We start from the raw sequence: 20,130 nt of genomic DNA, 5'->3' as shown, positions 1-20,130 counted from the left end.
AGGAGCGCAGCGACGAGACGAAACGGGAGAGGTGGGGTCAGTTCTTGCCGAAGGTGGGGTTGTGGGACTTCTCCGCGAGCGTGATGTGCACGCTCTGCTGGTCGGTGTAGAAGTCGATCGAGCGGTAGCCGCCCTCGTGGCCGAGGCCGGACGCCTTCACTCCGCCGAACGGGGTGCGGAGATCGCGCACGTTGTTCGAGTTGAGCCACACCATCCCGGCCTCGACGGACTGCGCGAAGTTGTGCGCGCGCTTGAGGTCGTTGGTCCAGATGTAGGCGGCGAGGCCGTACTTCGTGTTGTTCGCGAGCGACAGCGCCTCCTCGTCGGAGTCGAACGGCGTGATCGCGACCACGGGGCCGAAGATCTCCTCCTGGAAGATGCGCGCGTCGGGGGAGACGTCGGCGAACACGGTCGGGGCGACGAAGTTGCCCTCGTCGAAGCCCTCGGGGCGGCCGCCGCCGGCGACCAGGCGTCCCTCGGTCTTGCCGATCTCGACGTAGCTCATGACCTTCTCGTAGTGCTCGGGGTGCACGAGCGCGCCGACCTCGGTCGTGGGGTCGTGCGGGTAGCCGACCTTGACCCGCTGCGCCTGCGCCGCGTAGCGCTCGACGAACTCCTCGTAGATGGAGCGCTCGACGAGGATGCGGGAACCGGCGGTGCAGCGCTCGCCGTTGAGGGAGAAGACGCCGAAGATCGTGGCGTCGACCGCGGCCTCCAGGTCGGCGTCGGCGAACACCACGGCAGGCGACTTGCCGCCGAGCTCCATCGACAGGCCCTTGAGGAAGGGAGCGGCGTTGCCGAAGATCAGCTGTCCGGTCGAGCTCTCGCCCGTGAACGAGATGAGCGGCACGTCGGGGTGCTTCACGAGGGCGTCGCCTGCATCCTCGCCGAGACCGTTGACGAGGTTGAAGACGCCCTTCGGCAGGCCGGCCTCCTCGAAGATGCCGGCCCAGAGGGATGCCGACAGCGGCGTGAACTCGGCGGGCTTGAGCACCACCGTGTTGCCGGTCGCGAGCGCGGGGCCGAGCTTCCACGACTCGAGCATGAACGGCGTGTTCCACGGCGTGATGAGGCCCGCGACGCCGATCGGCTTGCGGTTGACGTAGTTCATCTGCTTGCCGGGCACCTTGAAGGCGTCGTCCGACTGCGCGACGATCAGGTCGGCGAAGAAGCGGAAGTTCTCGGCGGCGCGACGCGCCTGGCCGAGGGCCTGGGTGATCGGCAGACCCGAGTCGTAGGACTCCAGCTCCGCGAGGCGCGCGTCGCGCGACTCGACGATGTCGGCGATGCGGTGCAGCACGCGCGAGCGCTCCCGCGGCAGCATCCGGGGCCAGGGGCCCTCGTCGAAGGCGCGCTTCGCGGCGGCGACGGCGAGCTCGATGTCGGCCTTCTTGCCCGCGGCGGCGGTGGTGTAGGTCTGGTTGGTCACCGGGTCGAGCACGTCGAAGGTGTCGCCGTCGATCGAGTCGACGAAGGCGCCGTCGATGTAGTGCTGGATGTGGTCCGGCAGGTCGGCGGGGATGCGGGAATCGGTCATGAGCCTTCTCCAGGGGTGTGGGTGGAACGGGTGTGCAGCGCATCGAGGAACGCGTCCCTCGTGCGCCAACGGTGGTTGCGGGCGGCGAGCTCGATCTCGAGGGGCTCTGCGCCCTCGCGGATCAGCTCGAGGATCTGCGTGTGCTCGTCGACGGAGTGCTGGGCGCGGCCGGGCACGTACGCGAACGTGGAGTCGCGGATGCCGGAGAGCCGGGCCCATCCGCGGTGGACGAGGTCGAGCAGATGCGGGTTGGGGCACGGCTCGAACAGCACGGAGTGGAACTGGCGGTTCAGCTCGGTGAAGGCGTGGGCGTCGAAGTGGTCGAGCAGCCGGTGCATCCGCTCGTTCACCTCCGCGGCCTCCGCGAGCGCCTGCTCGTCGAGGAGCGGGGCGGAGAGCGCCGTCGCGGCGCCCTCGACGAGTCCGAGCGTCTGCATGGTGTGCGCGTACTCGCTCTCGTCGACGAGCGTGACGCGCGCTCCGACGTTGCGCTCGAACGTCACGAGCCCCTCGGCCTCGAGGCGGCGGATCGCCTCGCGCACGGGCACGACGCTCATGTCGAGCTCGTCGGCGATCGAGCCGAGCACGAGACGGTACCCGGGCCCGAAGGCGTGCGCCGAGATGCGCGAGCGGATCCAGTCGTAGGCGCGCTCCGACTTGCTGGAGTTCTCGACGGTGGTCATGCGCGGCTCGTCGCAGCCTCGTACTTCGCGCGCCACTCGGCGTTCAGCGGGAACAGCCCGTCGACGGGGTGCCCTGCGGCGACCTGCTCGGCGATCCAGGCGTCCTCGATCTCCTGAGCGAGAGCGTCGTCGACGACCTCCTCGACGAGCGACGGGGGGATGACGATCACGCCGTCGCCGTCGCCGACGATGATGTCGCCGGGCTGCACGGTCGCGCCTCCGCAGGAGATCGTGACGTCGACGTCCCACGGCACGTGCTTGCGTCCGAGGACGGACGGGTGGGCGCCCTGCGAGAACACGGGAAGGCCGATCTCGGCGACGGCGTCGAAGTCGCGGACCCCGCCGTCGGTGACGACCCCTGCGGCTCCGCGGGCGCGGGCGCGGAGGGCGAGGATGTCGCCGAGCGTGCCCGTCGTGGCGTCGCCGCGGGCCTCGATCACGATGATCTCACCCTCGTCCACGGCGTCGAACGCGCGCTTCTGCGCGTTGTAGCCGCCGCCGTGGGTCTTGAAGAGGTCTTCACGGAACGGCACGAAGCGCAGCGTCTTCGCCGTGCCGACGATCTTCGTGCCGGCGATGTTCGCTGCCACGCCGTCGACGAAGCAGGAGTGGTGGCCGCGCTTGCGCAGCTGCGCCGAGAGTCCGGCGGTCGGCGCCTCGAGGAGTTTGGCGCGCAACTCGGGGGAGAGCCCGGCACCTGATGCCGAGGAGCCAGAAGATGCGGCATCCGAGGGGGTCGATGCGGCGTTCTGCGACTCCTCAGCGACCGGGAGCAGGCCGGCCGCCTCACGTGAGCCCCACGCCTCGGTGCGCTGCAGGTCGTCGACCGCGGGGAGCGAGCCGATCTCGGCGTCGAACGGGACGTCGCCCTGCGTGACGGTGGTCACGAGCGCACCGGAGGAGGGGGCGCCGTGCGCGGTCGGGGCGTCCACCTCGACCTCGACGACGTCGCCGGGGACGATCACGCTGGATCCGGCCGGCGTGCCGGTGAGGATGACGTCGCCGGGCTCCAGCGTGAAGTGCTGCGAGAGGTCGGCGACGAGCTGCGCGAGCGGGAAGATGAGGCCGGCCGTCGTGTCGTCCTGCCGGAGCTCGCCGTTGACCCAGGCGCGTACGCGGAGGGCTGCGGGGTCGACGGCGGAGGCGTCGATGTACTCGGGGCCGAGCGGGGTGTACCCGTCTCCGCCCTTGGAGCGGACGTTCGAGCCCTTGTCGTTCGCGCGCAGGTCGTAGAGGCCGAGATCGTTCGAGGCCGTGACCCATCCCACGTGCGACCAGGCGTCTACGAGGGAGACGCGGCGCGCCGCGGTGCCGATGACGAGGGCGATCTCGCCCTCGAAGGCGAGCAGCTCGGTGCCGGCCGGCCGCTCGACGGTGCCGCCGGATGCGGCGACGGAGCTGGTCGGCTTGAAGAAGTAGGAGGGGAAGGCGGGGCGCCTGCCGCGCTGATCGGCGCGAGAGGCATAGCTCAGGTGGATCGCGATGATCTTGCCGGGGCGGGGGATGGATGCCGTCACGGATGCGCCTCCTCGCGCTTTCGACGACGCCTTGTGCGTCGTATCTGAAATCATATATCATCGGTTCACCCCTCGGCAAGCACTCGTTTCCCCCTCGGATGTGCGCCGTGACAGTGCAGTCACCAGCAAAGGAGGCCCCATGAGCGGGCAGTCACAGGGCGGGTTCACGCCCACCGGAACCATCGCCTCGCAGGCCGATCGGCGGCGCGTCATCTTCGCGACGGTCGTCGGTACCACCGTCGAGTGGTACGACTTCTTCATCTACGCCACGGCCGTCGGCCTCGTATTCGGTCAGCTGTTCTTCGAGCCGCTCGGTGCGAACAGCGCGCTGATCGCTTTCGCCACCGTGGGCGTCAGCTTCCTCTTCCGTCCGCTCGGCGCCTTCCTCGCCGGGCACTTCGGCGACAAGCTCGGACGCAAGGCCGTCCTCATGTGGACGCTGATCCTCATGGGCGCGGCGACCGCCCTCATCGGCGTGCTGCCCACCTACCAGTCCATCGGCCTCGCCGCGCCGATCCTCCTCGTGCTCCTGCGCATCATCCAGGGCATCTCCGCCGGCGGCGAATGGGGCGGCGCCGTGCTGATGGCCGTCGAGCACGCGCCGCGGCAGAAGCGCGGCATCTTCGGCGCCTCGCCGCAGATCGGCGTCCCGCTCGGGCTGCTCCTCGCCTCGGGCGTGATGGCGCTGATGACCGCGATCGCCCCCGGAGACCAGTTCGCCGCGTGGGGCTGGCGCATCCCGTTCCTGCTCAGCGTCGTGCTGATCCTCGTCGGCTATTACGTGCGCCGCAAGGTCGAGGAGAGCCCGGTGTTCACCGAGCTCGCCGAGCGCAAGGAGAAGGCGAAGATGCCGATCGTGCAGCTGTTCCGCAAGCACCTGCTGCTCGTGATCATCGCCGCGCTGGTGTTCGCTGGCAACAACGCCGTCGGCTACATGACGACCGGCGGCTACATCCAGGGCTACGCGACGAACCCGGAGGGGCCGATCGGCCTCGAGCGCGGGCCGGTGCTGTGGGCCGTCGCCGGTTCCGCCGTGACCTGGCTGCTCACCACGCTCCTGGCCGGCTGGGTCTCCGACCGCATCGGACGCCGCAGCACCTACATCATCGGCTGGGTGCTGCAGCTCGCGGGCGTCTTCACGCTGTTCCCGCTCGTCAACACGGGGCAGATCGGCCTGCTGTTCGCCGGCCTCGCGATCCTGACGATCGGCCTCGGATTCACCTACGGCCCCCAGGCCGCGCTGTACACGGAGCTGTTCCCGGCGAGCATCCGCTTCTCCGGCGTCTCGATCTCCTACGCGATCGGCGCGATCGCCGGCGGCGCCTTCGCCCCCACCATCGCGACGGCGATCGTGCAGGCCACGGGCTCGACGCAGGCCGTCACCTGGTACCTCGCCGGCATGACCGTGCTGGGTCTCGTCGCGACGCTGCTGCTGCGCGACCGCTCCGGCATCCCGCTCGGACCGGATCACGAGGCCGAGCAGGCCGTCAGTCCGATCCGCGGTCTCGCGAAGGCCTGACCGCCGGTCGTCGATCGAGGAGCGCGGCGACGAGACGAAACGCCTCAGCGGCCGTTCGGCGTCGGTTGGGGTGTTTCGTCGCGCTGCGCTCGCTCAACGACCGGTGGGGTGGGGGTTGTCGCGCTCGCTCGACGACCGGCGAAGGTCCCGGTCGTCGAGCGAGGAAGCGCAGCGACGAGACGAAACGCGTGAGCCGCGTCAGCCCTCGAGCGCCTCGCGGATCGCGGATGCCGAGCGCTCCAGCCGCTCGGCGATCGCCGCATCCTCGACCGACGTCGCCACGTGCACGACCGCGATCGCCGCAGGGCGCTGGCCCCGGAGCGCGAGGGGCACGGCCACCGACTGCACGGTCGGGATCACCTCGTCGTGGCTCGTCGTGTAGCCGTGCGTGCGGGAGGCCTCGACCTCCGCGCGCAGCGCCGCCGCGGCATCCGCCGGCCATTCGGCGGGGGTGAGCTGCATCAGGATCGCCTTGCCCGGCGCTCCGACGGTGACCGGGTGGCGCGCACCCGGTCGCTGCGCCACGCTGGCGACCGCGTGACGGGGCTCGATGCTCGCGAGCGTGATGCAGTCCTCTCCGTCGAGCACGGCGAGGAAGGCCGTCATCCCCAGTTCGTTCGCGATGTCGGTGAGCTCGGGGAGGGCCTCGGCCTGCAGGTCCTGTGCGACGCCGGCCGCGAGGGCCGCCATGCGCGCGCCCAGCGAGACGGCTCCTGCGGCGTCGCGCCCGACGAGCCGGTGGTCTTCGAGGGTGCGCAGCAGTCGGTAGGCGATGGAGCGGTGCACGCCGATGGCGGCGGCGATCTCGTCGATCGACAGCGGGCCGCGGGCGTCGGCGAGCACCTCGAGGATGCGGATGCCGCGGCTGAGGGTCTGCGACGCCGGGGCGGTGTCGGCCATGGTGCTCCCTTGCGGTCGGAGAGGGGCGCGTCTAAGCTGTGTTCAATAGTAGAACAGTGTGTTCGAATATAGAACACTCCTGTTCGCGCCGCAAGACCCGACAGAGAAGTCCGGAAGGATCGACGACGATGCAGTTCCACCACCACGGTTACGTCTCCGGTGACCCGCGCGTGCTCCCGGCGGGAGTCGCCGACCGACCCGCAGACCTGCCGGACGACATCGACGTGCTCATCGTCGGCTCCGGCCCCGCCGGAATGCTCCTGTCGGCGCAGATGTCGCAGTACCCGGGCATCGTCACCCGCATCATCGAGAAACGCGACGGACGCCTCGTGCTCGGCCAGGCCGACGGCATCCAGCCGCGCAGCGTCGAGACCTTCCAGGCCTTCGGGTTCGCCGAGCGGATCATCGCCGAGGCCTACAACATCGGCTGGATGAACTTCTGGGGTCCGAACCCCGAGAAGCGCGACGAGATCGTCCGCACGGCGCGCACGGCCGACTACGCCTACGACATCTGCGAGTTCCCGCACCTCATCGTGAACCAGGCGCGCGTGCTCGACTACTTCGCCGAGGCCGCCGCAGACGGCCCGGGGCGGATCGTGCCGGACTACGGCGTCGAGTTCACGGGCCTCACCGTCCACGACGACGGCGAGTTCCCTGTCGAGGTGCGCATCCGCTACGTCGCAGGCCCCCGCGAGGGGGAGGAGCGCACGGTCCGCGCGAAGTACGTCGTCGGCTGCGACGGCGCCCGCAGTGGCGTGCGCGGAGCGATCGGACGCACTCACGTCGGCGCGATGGCCGCCCACGCCTGGGGCGTCATGGACGTGCTCGTGAACACCGACTTCCCCGACTGGCGCACCAAGTGCGCCATCAACTCCGAGGCGGGGAACATCCTGCACATCCCCCGGGAGGGCGGATACCTCAGCCGCATGTATATCGACCTCGGCGAGGTGGCCGAGGACGACGACCATCGCGTGCGTCAGACCCCGGTCGAGGAGATCATCCGCAAGGCCAACGCGATCCTGCATCCGTACTCCATCGACGTGAAGCAGGTCGCCTGGCACAGCGTGTACGAGGTCGGCCATCGGGTCACCGACGGCTTCGACGACGTCGACCCCGGCGTGGAGCGCACCCCGCGGGTCTTCCTCACCGGAGACGCCTGCCACACGCACAGCGCGAAGGCAGGGCAGGGCATGAACGTGTCGATGCAGGACGGCTTCAACCTCGGCTGGAAGCTCGGCGCCGTGCTCACCGGACGCAGCCCGGAGGCGCTGCTGTCGACATACGGGTCCGAGCGCCGCCCCGTGGCGCAGCAGCTGATCGACTTCGACCGCGAATGGTCCTCGCTCATGGCCCGCAAGCCCGAGGAGATCTCCGACCCGAACGAGCTCGCCACCTTCTACCTCGGCACGGCCGAGTTCCCCTCCGGCTTCATGACGCAGTACACCGCGTCCATGATCACGGGCTCCGACGCGCACCAGTCGCTCGCCGCCGGGTTCCCGCTGGGCAAGCGGTTCAAGTCCGCCGAGGTCGTCCGGGTCGGCGACGGCAACGCCATCCACCTCGGCCACCATGCCAAGGCGGACGGACGCTGGCGCCTCTACGCGTTCGGCGACCGCGACGGGACCGCGCTGGAGTCGTGGGCCGCGGAGGCGGCGCCCGTGCTCGCCCGGTTCACCCCGTCGGATGCCGACGTCGACGCCGTCTTCGACGTGAAGGCCGTCTATCAGCAGTCGTACGAGGAGGTCGAGGTGACGTCGGCTCCCGAGCTGTTCCAGCCGAAGACCGGCCCGCTCGGACTCACGGACTGGGAGAAGGTGTACGCCGCCGGCCCCTCGCATTGGACGGATGCCGACATCTTCGAGGCGCGTGAGCTCTCCCGAGACGGCGTCGTCGTCGTGGTCCGCCCGGACCAGTACGTCGCCGCGATCCTGCCGCTGGATGCCGTGGCCGAGCTGGAGTCGTTCCTGGAGGGCGCGTTCCTGCCTGCGTCCTGAACCGGCCCCAGGGGCGTCCGGCATGACACGTGTCACGTCGAACGCGTGACAGCGGACGACGGCGCCGCAGGCTGCGCGTCGCGATGCTGGAGGCATGAACACATCAGGAGCCGCATCCGCGGTGATCGAGCTGACCGACGTCCGCCGCCACTTCGGCGTCGGCGACCGGCGCGTGCAGGCCGTCGACGGAGTGAGCCTTCGTATCGAACGGGGCGAGGTCACAGCCCTTCTCGGGCCGAACGGGGCGGGCAAGACGACGACCCTCGACATGCTGCTGGGGCTCACCGAACCGAGCTCCGGCACGGTGTCGGTGCTCGGCGGGCATCCGGATGCCGCGGCGAAGTCCGGGGCGATCGCGGCCGTGCTGCAGACCGGCGGGCTGCTCGGCGACCTCACGGTGCTCGAGACGGTGGAGCTCATCGCCTCGCTCCACGGACGCCAGGCGCTCGATCGGGTGCCCGAGGTGATGCGCCGCGCCGATCTGGTCGCGCTCGCGAAGCGCAAGGTCTCGAAGTGCTCCGGCGGTGAGCAGCAGCGCGTCAAGTTCGCCCTCGCGATGGTGCCCGATCCCGACATCCTCGTGCTGGACGAGCCCACCGCCGGCATGGACGTCACGGCCCGTCGTCACTTCTGGGACGTCATGCGCGCCGACGCCGACGCCGGCCGCACGATCATCTTCGCGACGCACTACCTCGAAGAGGCCGAGCAGTTCGCCCGTCGCACCGTCGTCATGCACCGGGGGACGATCGTCGCAGACGCCCCCACCGCGCGGCTCAGGGCGAGCCTGGGCGAGCGCACCGTGTCGGCCACGCTGCCGGCCGGGTCGTCGATGTCGATCGTCGAGCGGCTCGCCGCGATCGCGGGCGTGGTCGGCATCCGCGTCGACGCCGATCGCCTCAGCCTCAAGGCCGCCGACTCCGACGCGGCCGCGCGCACCCTGCTCGACGCCGGGGCCCGGGATCTGGAGATCGCCGCGCCCACCCTCGAAACCGCCTTCACCGCCCTCACGGAGGACTGACCGATGCTTCTCTCACCCACCATGCTGCGCATCGAGGCCGTCCGCCAGCTGCGCAACCCCTACACGCTCGCCTTCACCCTGGCCATGCCGATCGCGATGTACCTGCTCTTCGGCGCGAGCATGAGCTACGGCACGCTCTCCGCCGGGCACGGCAACGTCTCGTTCTACGTCATGACGTCGATGGCCGCGTACGGCACCGCCGTCGCCATGAGCTCGCTGACCTCCCTCGCCGCCACGGAGTCGAAGCAGGGATGGGGCCGCCAGCTGGCGATGTCGCCGCTCACGACCACCGGCTATGCGCTCACCAAGGTGCTCACGGCCTTCTCCTACGCGGCGCTGTCGGTGCTCGGGGTGTTCGTCGCCGGGATGCTCACCGGCGCCGAGGCCGACGGCGCGTGGCGGTGGCTCGCGACCGTCGGGATCGTCCTCGGACTCGGATTGATCTACGGGCTCTGGGGTCTCGGCGTCGGCCTGTTCTTCAACGGCGACTCCGCGACCGCGCTGGCGTCGATCTCGATGACGTTCTTCGCCTTCTTCGGCAACGTGTTCATGCCCCTCGACGGGGTCATGCTCGACATCGCCCGGTTCACCCCGCTCTACGGCTTCGTGGCCCTGAGCAGGTGGCCTCTGACCGAAGGACGGCTCACCACGGGGCAGACCGACGAGCTCTGGATGCTGCTCCTCAACGTCGCGGTGTGGGTCGTGCTCTTCGCGGCGCTGGTGATGGCGGGCGCCAAGCGCTCCCGCGCACGTCAGTAGGTTGGTTCCATGACCGATCAGCGAGACGACGCGGCGGCGCTCGCCGCAGCAGGTGCTCCGCCCGCGGCATGGGCGGCATCCGGCTCGGGGGCGGGGTCCGCGCATCCGGCGGATCCCTGGGCACGATTCGGCTGGCTGATGGCCGTCGTCTGGCTCATCTTCCTGATCTACCCCGTCCTGTCGCTGCTCCGCTCCGAGGCGCCGATCGCCTGGGTGGTGGTCGGCTGGGCCGCCCTGGTCGCCTTCATCGTGCTGTACGTCGTCGGCTTCATGTACGGCATGCGCGGCGGGGGCGGCCTGGGGCGCCCGGTCGCTCCGCGGCAGTGGGTCACCTTCGGGCTCCTGATCGTCTGCGCCCTGGTGTCGATCCCCGCGGAGGGCGGATCGGCGCTCAGCTTCCTCCCGTTCATCATGTCCTTCGCCTCGTACGGGCTCACCCGCGTCTGGCACTGGATCACGTTCGCGGCGTCCGTCACGATCACCGCCCTGTGCGTGTTCCTCCTGCCCGGCGGGCTGGACTTCCTCACGGTGCTCGCGATCATCGTGCTGCTGGGGGTCGTGAACACCGTGTCCACCTGGCTGATCCTGCGCTCGAACGAGGCGGAGAGGCTGGGGCTCGAGCTCGCCACGAGCGAGGGGCGGGAGGCGGTCGCCCGCGACGTGCACGACCTGATCGGGCACTCGCTCACCGTCGTCGGGCTGAAGGCCCAGCTGGTCAGGCGTCTGATCGACACCGACCCCGAGCGGGCGAAGGCCGAGCTCGCCGACATCGAGGCGCTCACCGCGGAGGCGATCGCCGGGGTGCGTGCCACGGTCTCCGGAGCGCGCGCGACGACGCTGACCGAGCAGCTGGCATCCAGCCGCGACGCGCTGCGGTCGGCCGACGTCGTGCTCGCCGTCGACGGGACGCCGGGGGCGCTCTCCGCCGCGCAGGCGCTGACCGCTGCGTGGATACTCCGGGAGGCGACGACGAACACGCTGCGGCACGCCGGCGCCACGCGGGTCGACGTGCAGATCGCGCCAGGGCGGCTCAGGATCGTCGACGACGGCGCCGGGCCCGGTTCGCGCGAGGGCAACGGCGTCCGCGGCATGCGGGAGCGGGCGGCAGCGGCCGGGGCCTCGTTCGCCTTCGGCGCGGGGGAGTCCGGCGGCACGAGCGTGGAGGTGACCTGGTGACCGACGGCATCCGACTGCTGATCGCCGACGATCAGGCGCTCGTGCGGGGAGCGCTCGGGGCCCTGCTCGACCTGGAGCCCGATCTGGAGGTCGTCGGGCTCGCGGCCGACGGAGCGACGGCGGTGCGCCTGGCGGCCGAGACCGCGCCGGACGTGTGCCTCATGGACATCCAGATGCCGGGCATGGACGGCATCGAGACCACCCGACTGCTGCGCGCGGCCCATCCCGGCACCCGCGTGCTCATCGTCACGACCTTCGCCAGGCCAGGGTACCTGCGCTCGGCTCTGGACGCGGGTGCCAGCGGCTTCATCGTCAAGGACAGCCCGGCGGAGAAGCTGGCGGATGCTGTGCGCCGCGTGCACGCAGGCATGCGCGTGCTGGACCCGGCCCTCGCCGAGGAGAGCCTGTTCGACGGAGCGAACCCGCTCAGTGAGCGGGAGCGGCAGGTGCTGCGTCTCGCCGCAGACGGCAGATCGGCCGCCGCGATCGCCGCGGAGGTCTTCCTCTCGGCGGGGACCGTGCGCAACCACCTCTCCGCGGCGATCGGCAAGACCGGGGCTGCGAACAGGGCGCAGGCCGTGCGGATCGCTCTCGACAAGGGATGGCTCTGAGCCCGCGTCGGGTGGGTCAGGGGCGGGTCCGGCCCGCGTCGGACGGCTGAGATCCGGAAGATCGACCGAGACCCGGATGGATGCAGGTCAGTTGTGCGGATCTCGGGGCGTCGTCCGGTTCTCGGGGCAGGGAGCCGGCCGGGGCTGAGGGGGTTGCCCGATCGGTCGACGTCCGGTGGGTCGTTCGCCTTGGCGGCTGAAGTCCGGACGATCGGCCGAGATCCGGATGCTGTCGGCTGGTGTGTCCGGATTTGGGGGCGGCGTGCGGATCTCGGGGCGGGCGCGGCTTGAGGTCTGAGGGGGTGAGCGGGGCATGGCGGAGAAGCTGTGTTGCAGCGGTGTGGCGCGGGTGGCTGAAGTCCGGAGGATCGACCGAGTTACGGATGCAGTCGGCTGGTGTGTCCGGATCTGGGGGCGGCGTCAGGATCTCGGGGCGGGCGCGGCCTGCGACCGGGGCGCTGAGGGACTGAGGGGCTGAGGGGATGCGGTCAGAGGGTCTTGCGCCGCAGCCTGAGAGGGTGAGCTGTCGAGGGCTGAGAAGGCGCCGGAGGGGCGATGCGGCGTCGGATGTACGGTCAGTGGAGGCGCGCGGAAGGGGGTGTCGCTATGTCGGAGGCTCCGCGTACCTTGGTCGCAGCGGGAGATGCCCGCGATGGAGGGTGTGTGCGATGACCTGGAAGATCGAGCTCATCTTCGTGCCGGTGACCGATGTCGACCGCGCGAAGGACTTCTACACGAAGATCGGCTTCAATCCCGACCACGATCAGGTGCCCTACGAGGGGCTTCGGTTCGTGCAGATGACCCCTCCGGGGTCGGCCTGCTCGATCGCCTTCGGCACCGGTCTCGACATCCCGCTCGAGCCGGGGCAGCAGAAGACGATCCAGGTGGTCGTCCCGAACGCCGACGAGGCGAAGGCGCAGCTCGAAGCCGTCGGCGTCACGACGCGCGGCGTCGAAGACCTCGGCTGGGGTCGCTTCGTCTGGTTCGACGACCCCGACGGCAACACGTGGACCCTGCAGGAGCTGCCCGACTACGCGGCGGCGAACCAGCAGGCCTGAGAGCAGCCGCGTCGGCCCGATGCGGTTCGTCCCCTGTTGAAGGGGCGCTCGAACCGGTTGACCTCTGCGGTCTAGTGAGCAGTTTCGGACCGCAGAGGTCATCCGACCGACTCAGCCGAGGCTCGACCTCAGTCGAGGGCCGATTCGGTCGATGATGGATCGAAGCCGAGGCTCGACCTCAGTCGAAGGCCGACCTCAGTCGAAGGCCGACCTCAGTCGAAGGCCGACCTCAGTCGAGGATGGAGCTCAGTCGAGGATGGAGCTCAGTCGAGGACCGACTCAACCGAGGACCGACTCAACCGCGCGTCGATCTCAGTCGAGAATTGACTCGAGCAGCTCGGACTCATCGGAGTGGATCATCTGCATGAAGGGCAGGAGCACGGTCACGGCGAAGAGCGTGGAGGCCGGGTCCGCGATCATGCCCTCCGGATCTGCGTCGATCGTGACCGTTCCGCTCAGGTCGTCGATGTTCCAGCGTGCGGCGAGGGCGCCATCGACCTTGACCTCGACCGAGTCGTCCCAGTCCTGTCGGGCGAGGTAGTCGCGGCCGTCGATCCTTCCGTCCACCGCGAAGTAGAGCAGGTTCTCGCCGAGCCGGTCGCTCAGCCGGTCCTCGCGATCGTCTCGGCGCACCAGGTAGTCAGGACGTACGAGCCGCTTGAGCCAGGACCGGCTGAAGCTGCCGATCCCCACTGTCGTCGGCGTCGCGCCCTCCGGCTCGAAACAGAACGTCCCTGCCGTCTCGGCTCCGTTGATCGTGCCTCGGCTGATCGTCCCGACGAGGGCGCCGGTCTCCGTGCGGACCTCGATCGCCTTCATCGTGGTGATGAGCGTGCTCAGGACGCTGGGGCGGAACACGTAGCGCATGCTTCATCTCACCATGCGGACCGCGACCTGCGTCGGCGACCTCGGGAGTTCACGGATGATCACCATGCGGAACGCGACCTGAGTCGGCGACCTCAGGAGTTCACGCGGATGATCTCCTGCTGGTACGGCGCGATGACGTCGCCCGAGATCCGCAGGTCGAGGAGCAGGAAGCGGCGGCTGGCCGCATCCTCCCGCGCCCACTCGCCGAGACGGTCGAGGTCGGCGAGGGTGCGCACCACGACGCCCTCGGCGCCGACGGCCGCGCCGAACGCCGCGAAGTCGACCTCCGGGATGCGCATCGGCCCCTCGGCGAGGCCCTTCAGCCCGTAGAGGTTCACCTCGGCGCCGTAGGCGGCATCGTTCCAGATCACGGCGATGCCCCGTCCGGCCGCCGCGCGCACAGCGGACTCGAGGTCGGCGATCGCCATGAGGCCACCGCCGTCACCGCTCGTGAGCACGACGGTCGATTCCCGGCGCGCGAGCGCGGCGCCGACGACGCTCGGCCAGCCCTGACCGATCGACTGGAAGGCGGTGCCGACCATCATCATGCGGTCGGGAGCAGCGACAGGCCAGTACATGTTCGCCCATCCGATGAAGTGGCCGCCGTCGGACACGACCACGCGGTCCTCCGGCAGCAGCTCGGCGATGCGTCGTGCCGCCGAGCGGGGGTCGAGCCGTCCGTCCGGGGCGAGGTCGTCGCCGGTCTCGTATGCGCGCGAGCCGGCCACGTCGACCGTCTCCCGCCAGGGACGGGCGGGCACGACACCAGGCACGGCTTCGGATGCGGCGCTGGGCGCGGCTTCGGATGCAACACCGGGCATGGCTTCGGATGCCGGCACTGACACGCCGCGCGCATCGAGGGCTCGCCAGGCCTGTCCTGCCTCTGCTCCGACGCTGTGCTCGGCAGGCACGGCGTCCTCTTCTCCGACGCTGTGCCCGGCAGGCCCGGCAGGCCCGGCAGGCCCGGCAGGCCCGGCGGCCTCTTCTCCGACGCTGTGCTCGGCAGACGTGGCGGATGCCGCGGCCACGCGCGTCACGAGCTCCTCCGCCGCGACGCGGGCGTCGGCCCGCACGAAGCCGCCGACGTGCGGGTGGGTGGCCGCGGGGGCGGTGTCGATCTGGAAGACGCGGGTTCCGGGCGCGAACAGCTCGCCGAAGCGCATCGTGAACTGGTTCAGCGACGCGCCGAAGACCACGGCGACGTCGGCGGTGCGGACGAGCTCCATGGCTCCGTCGGCGCCGAAGCCGCCGGTCACGCCCAGGTCGTACTGCGTCTCGGGGAAGACGCCGCGGCCGAGCGCCGACGAGGCGGTCAGCGCTCCGGTGAGGGCGGCGAGCTCGCCGAGCGCTGAACCGGCGCCGGCCAGCCAGGCGCCGCGCCCCGCGAGCAGGAACGGGCGCTCGGCGCCGCGCAGGGCGTGCGCGATCTCATCGAGCATCCCCTCGGCGAACTCCCCGCGCGGAGCGAGCGGCGCGGGGATGCGCGGAGACGGTGCCGGCGGCACATCGCCGGCCTCGAGGGCGGCGACGTCGTAGGGGATCGCGAGCACCACGGGCACGCGGTAGGTCAGGGCGTGCTCGATCGCGATGACGGTGGTGGCGGCGGCATCCGCCCGTCCGACCGTATAGGTGCGGGCGCCAACGGCAGAGGCGAGCGCGATCTGGTCGACGTCCCACGGACGAGGGCCGGAGGTGGGCTCGTCGCCGACGACGAGCACGAGCGGCACGTGCGCCTGCACGGCCTCAGCCAGAGCGGTCAGCGTGTTGGTGAAGCCGGCGCCGTACGTCGAGGTGCCGGCGGCGATGCGCCCCGAGGCGCGGAAGTGCGCGTCGGCGGCCACGACGGCGCCTTGCTCGTGGCGGACGGCTGTGAAGACGGCATCCGTCTGGGTCTCGATGGCGTCGAGGAAGTAGGCGTTGCCGTTGCCCATCACGCCGAAGACGGCGTCGATGTGCTGGGCGAGGGTGAGGGCGACGTGCGCGGAGACGGTGGGCATGCGAAAGCCTTTCGAGACAGGGACGGAGGATGCTGTTCCGTATGTGTCTCGCCCCCGCTGCGATGCGGGGTGCTTCGTGCCTCTTTTTCAGGCACCGGCCTCGTCAGAGCCGGACCCGTCGATTCTAGCGCGAGAGGGCCCGACTCGGCGCCGTCTCGCGACCGTAACATCGCGGAAACCGCGACGCGGAAGCATGCGGTCATGGAGTCGCTGTTCAACGGATACACCTCACGACGGAGCGCGGTGCGGACCGGGCCTGGACCCTGGGACGAGATGTTCTCGGCTGCGCCGGACGGAGAGGTGCGCGGCCCCTATCGGGATCTGTACCCGGCTCTGGCCGGTATGGATGACAGCGAGTTGCGGGCGCGCACGGATGCGCTCGCCAGCAGCTACCTCGCGCAGGGCGTGACCTTCGACTTCGCGGGGGAGGAGCGCCCGTTCCCGCTCGACGTGGTGCCGCGCGTGGTCGCGGCGGACGACTGGCTCTACGTCGAATCCGGTGTGAAGCAGCGGGTCAGGGCGCTGGAGGCGTTCCTCGCCGACGTCTACGGCCCGCAGCTCGCCGTGCAGGACGGGGTCATCCCGGCATCCCTCGTCAGCTCCTCCTCGCACTTTCACCGTCAGGCGGCGGGCATCGTCGGGGCGAACGGCGTGCGCATCCACGTCGCCGGGATCGACGTCATCCGCGATGAGGCCGGGGCGTGGAGGGTGCTCGAGGACAACGTCCGCGTGCCGAGCGGCGTCAGCTACGTCCTCGCGAACCGGCGGGTCATGGCGCAGACCCTGCCCGAGCTGTTCACCAGCCTCCGCGTGCGGCCCGTCGTCGACTACCCGGGGCGCCTGCTGCAGGCGCTGCGTGCGGCCGCGCCCGAGGGCGTCGATCACCCGAACGTCGTGGTGCTGACCCCGGGAGTGCACAACTCGGCCTACTACGAGCACACCCTTCTCGCGCGGATGATGGGCGTCGAGCTCGTCGAGGGGCGTGACCTCTTCTGCTCTGGCGGACGGGTCTGGATGCACACGACCGCAGGCCCCACGCGTGTCGACGTCATCTACCGGCGTGTGGATGACGAGTACCTCGATCCGCAGCACTTCCGCCCCGATTCGGTGCTCGGCGCCCCGGGGCTCATGCTGGCGTCGCGGCTCGGCACCGTCACCATCGCGAACGCGGTGGGCAACGGCGTCGCCGACGACAAGCTCGTCTACACGTACGTCCCGGCCCTGATCCGGTACTACCTGGGTGAGGACCCCATCATCCCCAACGTCGACACCTGGCGGCTGGAGGAGCCCGCCGCCCTGGAGGAGGTGCTGGATCGGCTCGACGAGCTCGTGGTGAAGCCGGTCGACGGGTCAGGGGGCAAGGGGCTCGTCGTCGGGCCTGATGCCTCCCGCGCCACGCTGGAGGAGCTGCGCCGCACCCTCCTCGCGGACCCCCGCGGGTGGATCGCCCAGCCGGTGGTGCAGCTCTCCACGATCCCGACGCTCGTCGAAGACGGGTTCCGTCCGCGGCACGTCGATCTGCGCCCCTTCGCGGTGAACGACGGCGACGACGTGTGGGTGCTCCCCGGCGGACTGACGAGGGTCGCCCTGCCGGAGGGGCAGCTCGTGGTGAACTCCAGTCAGGGCGGCGGCTCGAAGGACACGTGGGTGCTCGACCCCTCGCTGTTCACCGGGCCGACGACTCTCGCCGGGGCACCCGACCCGGCATCCGACGAGGTCTCGCTCGCCACCGGAGCGATCGCCGTGGTCGCGCCTCCCCGAGAGGACCCGCACCCTCCGTTCCTCTCGTCCCCGCAGGACGAGGACGTCGAGGCGCGGCACCACCAGCAGCAGCAACAGCAGCAGCAACAGCAGGGAGGTGCGTCGTGCTGAGCCGCATCGCCGAGGCGCTGTTCTGGATCGGCCGCTACGTCGAGCGCGCCGACGGCACCGCGCGCATCCTGGACGTGCACCTGCAGCTGCTGCTGGAGGACCCCTGGGTCGAGGAGGACACGGCGTGCCGTGCGCTCCTGTCGGTCATGGGCACCAGCGCCGAGCCGGACGTCGTGCTGAGCCGCGACGACGTCGTGCGCCTGCTCGCCCTCGACAGGGAGCACACCGCATCCATCGCGCACTCGATCGCCTCCGCTCGGGAGAACGCGCGGCGCGCCAGGGAGATCATCTCCACCGACCTGTGGGAGACGCTCAACGAGTCCAACGCGCGGATGCCGCGTCGCATCGCCTCCGACAAGACCCACCCGTTCTTCCGCTGGGTGCGCGACCGCTCCGCCCTCGCGTTCGGGGTGGTGGACTCCTCGACCAGCCGCGACGAGGCCTGGCACTTCTTCGTGCTCGGACGGTCGATCGAACGCGCCGACATGACCGCACGGCTCCTCGCCACCCGGTCGCTCACGGACGCCGCCGGACCCAGCTGGACGACCCTGCTGCGCAGCTGCGGGGCGTACGAGGCGCACCTCCGGAGTCACAGGGCGATGCCGACCGCGGCGTCCGCCCTCGAGTTCCTGCTGGTGGATCGGCTGTTCCCCCGTTCGGTGCTGTCGAGCATCCTGCAGGCCGAGGACTGTCTGCGCGGCATCGACCCGGCCGGCGCGTTCGGAGCACCCGACCGCGCGCACCGCGTGCTCGGACGGATGCGGTCGGAGCTGGAGTACCGGCCGATCGGCGACATCGTGCATCGCCTGTCGGAGAGCATGGAAGAGGTGCAGGTGGGGATGTCGATGGCGAGCGACGCGATCAGGGAGCGCTACTTCCCGTCGATCGCGATGCCGGTGTGGATCGGAGAAGCGCTGTGAGCCGGCTGCGGATCGTGCACAGGACCGGGTTCCGTTACGAGAAGCCGGCCACCGCGTCGTACAACGAGGCGCGGATGCTCCCGCATTCGCGCGACGGGCAGTTCGTGCTGCAGGCGAACCTGGAGATCACGCCGACCGCCACCCAGCACTCCTACGCGGACTACTGGGACACGAGGGTCTCCACGTTCGAGGTGCTCACGCCTCACCAGCTGCTGTCGGTCACCGCGACGAGCGTCGTCGACGTGCGGCCCGCTCCGGCTGCGGCGGCCTCGATCGACTGGGACGAGCTGTCCGCCCGCATCCCGCTGTCGCTCGCGCTCGCCGAGTGCGTGGCGCAGACGCCGGCGACCGAACCCGATGACGAGATGCGCGACCTGGCCCTGCGCATCGAGGCGGAGGGCGGCGACGTCGACGAGACGGCCTTCGAGATCTGCCGGACGGTCGGGGAGGCGATGGAGTACCGGCGAGGGGTGACCGGGGTGACCTCCACGGCGCGCGACGCCTGGCCGACGCGTTCGGGGGTGTGCCAGGACATCGCCCACGTCGCACTCGGGGTGCTGCGAGCGGCCGGCATCCCCGCGCGGTACGTGTCCGGGTACCTGCACCCCGACCCCTCAGCGGGGATCGGGCAGCCGGTGATCGGCGAGTCGCACGCCTGGGTGGAGTGGTACTCGGGACGGTGGCGCGGATACGACCCGACCAACCTCGTCGAGATCGGGGAGTCTCACGTGTACGTGGGGCACGGTCGCGACTACGGCGACGTGGCTCCGCTGCGCGGGGTCTACGCGGGGCCGAGCGCCTCGGAGCTCTTCGTCTCCGTCGAGATCACCCGGCTCGAGTGACGTCCGACTCGGCGCGGTGCAGGAGCACCGTCGATGCGGTGAGGTCGTCGAGGCGGATCGTCGTGACCGACTCGGGCGGCAGAGCCTCCCAGTCGTACCCGGAGACCCCCGTGGAGCCGATCAGCAGGGTGCCGTCGTCCGTGCGCGTCCAACGCAGAGCGAAGTAGTCCTCGTTGTGCTCCTCGGGCAGCAGCGGATGCTGCGCGATCTCGTCGAGGTCGTCGTCGGAGAGCACGCTGCGTGCGCTCGCGCGCACTACGACCATCTGCTCCCGGTCGAGCATGATCGCATTGAGACTCGCGAGAGGGAAGACCTCGCGCAGCATGCGGGCCGCATCGGCCGTCGCCGCGGAGAGCGGGATGCCGAGCGCGAGCCGTTCGCGGATGAGGGCGAAGTACATCTCGCTGTCGGTCTCCCCGGTCATCTCGGCGAGGCTCTCGGGGGAGAGCAGGGCGCGGGCGCTCTCGATCGGCTTCAGCGAGCCGTTGTGCTCGAAGGCCACGGCGCCGCGGAGGAAAGGGTGAGCGTTGCGGTCGGCGATCTCGATGCCCGCTGTCGCCCACCGCAGGTGCACCATCGCAGCGCGGGCCATCGTGGTCGCCGCATCCTCGAAATCGGGGTCGGAGACCGCCGAGAGAGCGGACTTGCGCACCCCGGGCGCCTCGCCCCGGCGCTCGACCCCGGCCCAGCCCCAGCCGTCTCCGTGCAGGCGGGCGAGGGAGATCAGGCGCTCCATACCGGTGTCGCCGAGCTCGCGGCGCACCGACGACGGGGTGGGGGAGACGAAGGCGAAGAGGCGGCACATGGTCCTTCGTTTGTAGCGCATCCTCCGACCCGGCGGCGTGACGCCCGTGCATGAG

17 protein-coding genes are annotated in these 20,130 nt (G+C 70.5%); 10 read left to right on the top strand and 7 right to left on the bottom strand.

The window, feature by feature from the left end; translation table 11 throughout:
• Nucleotides 1-37: 37 nt before the first annotated feature.
• From hpaE to LC438_RS13565, 3 genes are read right to left on the bottom strand one after another with little or no spacing between them, the layout of a single operon-like run.
• Nucleotides 38-1,537 (bottom strand): 5-carboxymethyl-2-hydroxymuconate semialdehyde dehydrogenase, encoded by a 1,500-nt coding sequence (gene hpaE, locus LC438_RS13575; protein WP_105677418.1) that lies wholly within the window; start codon nucleotides 1,535-1,537, stop codon nucleotides 38-40.
• Nucleotides 1,534-2,220, bottom strand: coding sequence for a GntR family transcriptional regulator (locus LC438_RS13570; RefSeq protein WP_105677417.1), 687 nt, complete (start codon nucleotides 2,218-2,220; stop codon nucleotides 1,534-1,536). The genes hpaE and LC438_RS13570 overlap by 4 nt, the downstream gene beginning before the upstream one ends.
• Nucleotides 2,217-3,791, bottom strand: coding sequence for a fumarylacetoacetate hydrolase family protein (locus LC438_RS13565; RefSeq protein ID WP_223586875.1), 1,575 nt, complete (start codon nucleotides 3,789-3,791; stop codon nucleotides 2,217-2,219). Before LC438_RS13565 ends, LC438_RS13570 begins: the two co-directional genes overlap by 4 nt.
• A gap of 85 nt (nucleotides 3,792-3,876) precedes the next feature.
• On the opposite strand from LC438_RS13565, the gene LC438_RS13560 reads away from it, so the two are divergent.
• Nucleotides 3,877-5,256, top strand: coding sequence for an MFS transporter (locus LC438_RS13560; RefSeq protein ID WP_105677414.1), 1,380 nt, complete (start codon nucleotides 3,877-3,879; stop codon nucleotides 5,254-5,256).
• A gap of 198 nt (nucleotides 5,257-5,454) precedes the next feature.
• On the opposite strand, the gene LC438_RS13555 is transcribed toward LC438_RS13560, so the two are convergent.
• Complete coding sequence (locus LC438_RS13555; protein WP_105677413.1) at nucleotides 5,455-6,156, bottom strand: IclR family transcriptional regulator; 702 nt, start codon at nucleotides 6,154-6,156, stop codon at nucleotides 5,455-5,457.
• A 128-nt stretch (nucleotides 6,157-6,284) separates the two neighbouring features.
• Between LC438_RS13555 and LC438_RS13550 the strand changes: the two genes are divergently transcribed.
• The 6 genes from LC438_RS13550 to LC438_RS13525 all read left to right on the top strand — a co-directional run bounded on the left by LC438_RS13550 (nucleotide 6,285) and on the right by LC438_RS13525 (nucleotide 12,772).
• The gene (locus tag LC438_RS13550; protein ID WP_223586874.1) at nucleotides 6,285-8,150 is read left to right on the top strand and encodes an FAD-dependent monooxygenase; all 1,866 of its coding nucleotides are present in this window, start codon (nucleotides 6,285-6,287) and stop codon (nucleotides 8,148-8,150) included.
• 94 nt (nucleotides 8,151-8,244) lie between these two features.
• The gene (locus tag LC438_RS13545; protein ID WP_105677411.1) at nucleotides 8,245-9,168 is read left to right on the top strand and encodes an ABC transporter ATP-binding protein; all 924 of its coding nucleotides are present in this window, start codon (nucleotides 8,245-8,247) and stop codon (nucleotides 9,166-9,168) included.
• Between the two features lie 3 nt (nucleotides 9,169-9,171).
• Nucleotides 9,172-9,927, top strand: coding sequence for an ABC transporter permease (locus LC438_RS13540; RefSeq protein ID WP_105677410.1), 756 nt, complete (start codon nucleotides 9,172-9,174; stop codon nucleotides 9,925-9,927).
• A gap of 9 nt (nucleotides 9,928-9,936) precedes the next feature.
• The gene (locus LC438_RS13535) at nucleotides 9,937-11,103 is read left to right on the top strand and encodes a sensor histidine kinase (protein ID WP_105677408.1); all 1,167 of its coding nucleotides are present in this window, start codon (nucleotides 9,937-9,939) and stop codon (nucleotides 11,101-11,103) included.
• Nucleotides 11,100-11,714, top strand: coding sequence for a response regulator transcription factor (locus tag LC438_RS13530; RefSeq protein WP_223586873.1), 615 nt, complete (start codon nucleotides 11,100-11,102; stop codon nucleotides 11,712-11,714). Before LC438_RS13535 ends, LC438_RS13530 begins: the two co-directional genes overlap by 4 nt.
• 668 nt (nucleotides 11,715-12,382) lie before the next feature.
• Entirely contained in the window at nucleotides 12,383-12,772 is a 390-nt protein-coding gene (locus LC438_RS13525) for a VOC family protein (protein WP_223586872.1), read from the top strand.
• A 312-nt stretch (nucleotides 12,773-13,084) separates the two neighbouring features.
• Here LC438_RS13525 and LC438_RS13520 read toward each other — a convergent pair whose 3' ends face one another.
• Entirely contained in the window at nucleotides 13,085-13,630 is a 546-nt protein-coding gene (locus LC438_RS13520) for a hypothetical protein (RefSeq protein WP_146114359.1), read from the bottom strand.
• 101 nt (nucleotides 13,631-13,731) lie between these two features.
• Nucleotides 13,732-15,636: a thiamine pyrophosphate-binding protein gene (locus LC438_RS13515; RefSeq protein ID WP_223586871.1), complete on the bottom strand. Its 1,905-nt coding sequence runs from the start codon at nucleotides 15,634-15,636 to the stop codon at nucleotides 13,732-13,734.
• Between the two features lie 201 nt (nucleotides 15,637-15,837).
• On the opposite strand from LC438_RS13515, the gene LC438_RS13510 reads away from it, so the two are divergent.
• Genes LC438_RS13510 through LC438_RS13500 form a run of 3 tightly spaced genes read left to right on the top strand, consistent with a single transcriptional unit; the run spans nucleotide 15,838 to nucleotide 19,270 of the window.
• Nucleotides 15,838-17,508: a circularly permuted type 2 ATP-grasp protein gene (locus LC438_RS13510; protein ID WP_223586870.1), complete on the top strand. Its 1,671-nt coding sequence runs from the start codon at nucleotides 15,838-15,840 to the stop codon at nucleotides 17,506-17,508.
• Entirely contained in the window at nucleotides 17,502-18,428 is a 927-nt protein-coding gene (locus LC438_RS13505; protein WP_105676644.1) for an alpha-E domain-containing protein, read from the top strand. Before LC438_RS13510 ends, LC438_RS13505 begins: the two co-directional genes overlap by 7 nt.
• On the top strand, nucleotides 18,425-19,270 hold the full coding sequence (locus LC438_RS13500) for a transglutaminase family protein (RefSeq protein WP_105676645.1): 846 nt from the start codon (nucleotides 18,425-18,427) through the stop codon (nucleotides 19,268-19,270). The genes LC438_RS13505 and LC438_RS13500 overlap by 4 nt, the downstream gene beginning before the upstream one ends.
• Here the strand turns inward: LC438_RS13500 and LC438_RS13495 are convergent.
• Complete coding sequence (locus LC438_RS13495) at nucleotides 19,254-20,075, bottom strand: class II glutamine amidotransferase (protein WP_223586869.1); 822 nt, start codon at nucleotides 20,073-20,075, stop codon at nucleotides 19,254-19,256. The two genes, LC438_RS13500 and LC438_RS13495, sit on opposite strands and share 17 nt — an antisense overlap.
• Nucleotides 20,076-20,130: the final 55 nt, after the last annotated feature.

This window comes from Microbacterium sp. OVT16B (genome assembly GCF_019969705.1).
Lineage (GTDB): Bacteria > Actinomycetota > Actinomycetes > Actinomycetales > Microbacteriaceae > Microbacterium > Microbacterium natoriense.
The sequence above is the reverse complement of the archived record's forward strand: the minus strand, read 5'-3'. Positions and strand labels throughout refer to the sequence as shown.

What these genes read in the sequence shown, in the direction of transcription:
- LC438_RS13545 (WP_105677411.1), top strand. Translation starts at nt 8,245, where the DNA reads ATGAACACATCAGGAGCCGCATCCGCGGTGATCGAGCTGACCGACGTC.
- LC438_RS13540 (WP_105677410.1), top strand. Translation starts at nt 9,172, where the DNA reads ATGCTTCTCTCACCCACCATGCTGCGCATCGAGGCCGTCCGCCAGCTG.
- LC438_RS13565 (WP_223586875.1), bottom strand. Translation starts at nt 3,791, where the DNA reads ATGATTTCAGATACGACGCACAAGGCGTCGTCGAAAGCGCGAGGAGGC.
- LC438_RS13550 (WP_223586874.1), top strand. Translation starts at nt 6,285, where the DNA reads ATGCAGTTCCACCACCACGGTTACGTCTCCGGTGACCCGCGCGTGCTC.
- hpaE (WP_105677418.1), bottom strand. Translation starts at nt 1,537, where the DNA reads ATGACCGATTCCCGCATCCCCGCCGACCTGCCGGACCACATCCAGCAC.
- LC438_RS13515 (WP_223586871.1), bottom strand. Translation starts at nt 15,636, where the DNA reads ATGCCCACCGTCTCCGCGCACGTCGCCCTCACCCTCGCCCAGCACATC.
- LC438_RS13495 (WP_223586869.1), bottom strand. Translation starts at nt 20,075, where the DNA reads ATGTGCCGCCTCTTCGCCTTCGTCTCCCCCACCCCGTCGTCGGTGCGC.
- LC438_RS13555 (WP_105677413.1), bottom strand. Translation starts at nt 6,156, where the DNA reads ATGGCCGACACCGCCCCGGCGTCGCAGACCCTCAGCCGCGGCATCCGC.
- LC438_RS13560 (WP_105677414.1), top strand. Translation starts at nt 3,877, where the DNA reads ATGAGCGGGCAGTCACAGGGCGGGTTCACGCCCACCGGAACCATCGCC.
- LC438_RS13570 (WP_105677417.1), bottom strand. Translation starts at nt 2,220, where the DNA reads ATGACCACCGTCGAGAACTCCAGCAAGTCGGAGCGCGCCTACGACTGG.
- LC438_RS13525 (WP_223586872.1), top strand. Translation starts at nt 12,383, where the DNA reads ATGACCTGGAAGATCGAGCTCATCTTCGTGCCGGTGACCGATGTCGAC.
- LC438_RS13535 (WP_105677408.1), top strand. Translation starts at nt 9,937, where the DNA reads ATGACCGATCAGCGAGACGACGCGGCGGCGCTCGCCGCAGCAGGTGCT.
- LC438_RS13510 (WP_223586870.1), top strand. Translation starts at nt 15,838, where the DNA reads ATGGAGTCGCTGTTCAACGGATACACCTCACGACGGAGCGCGGTGCGG.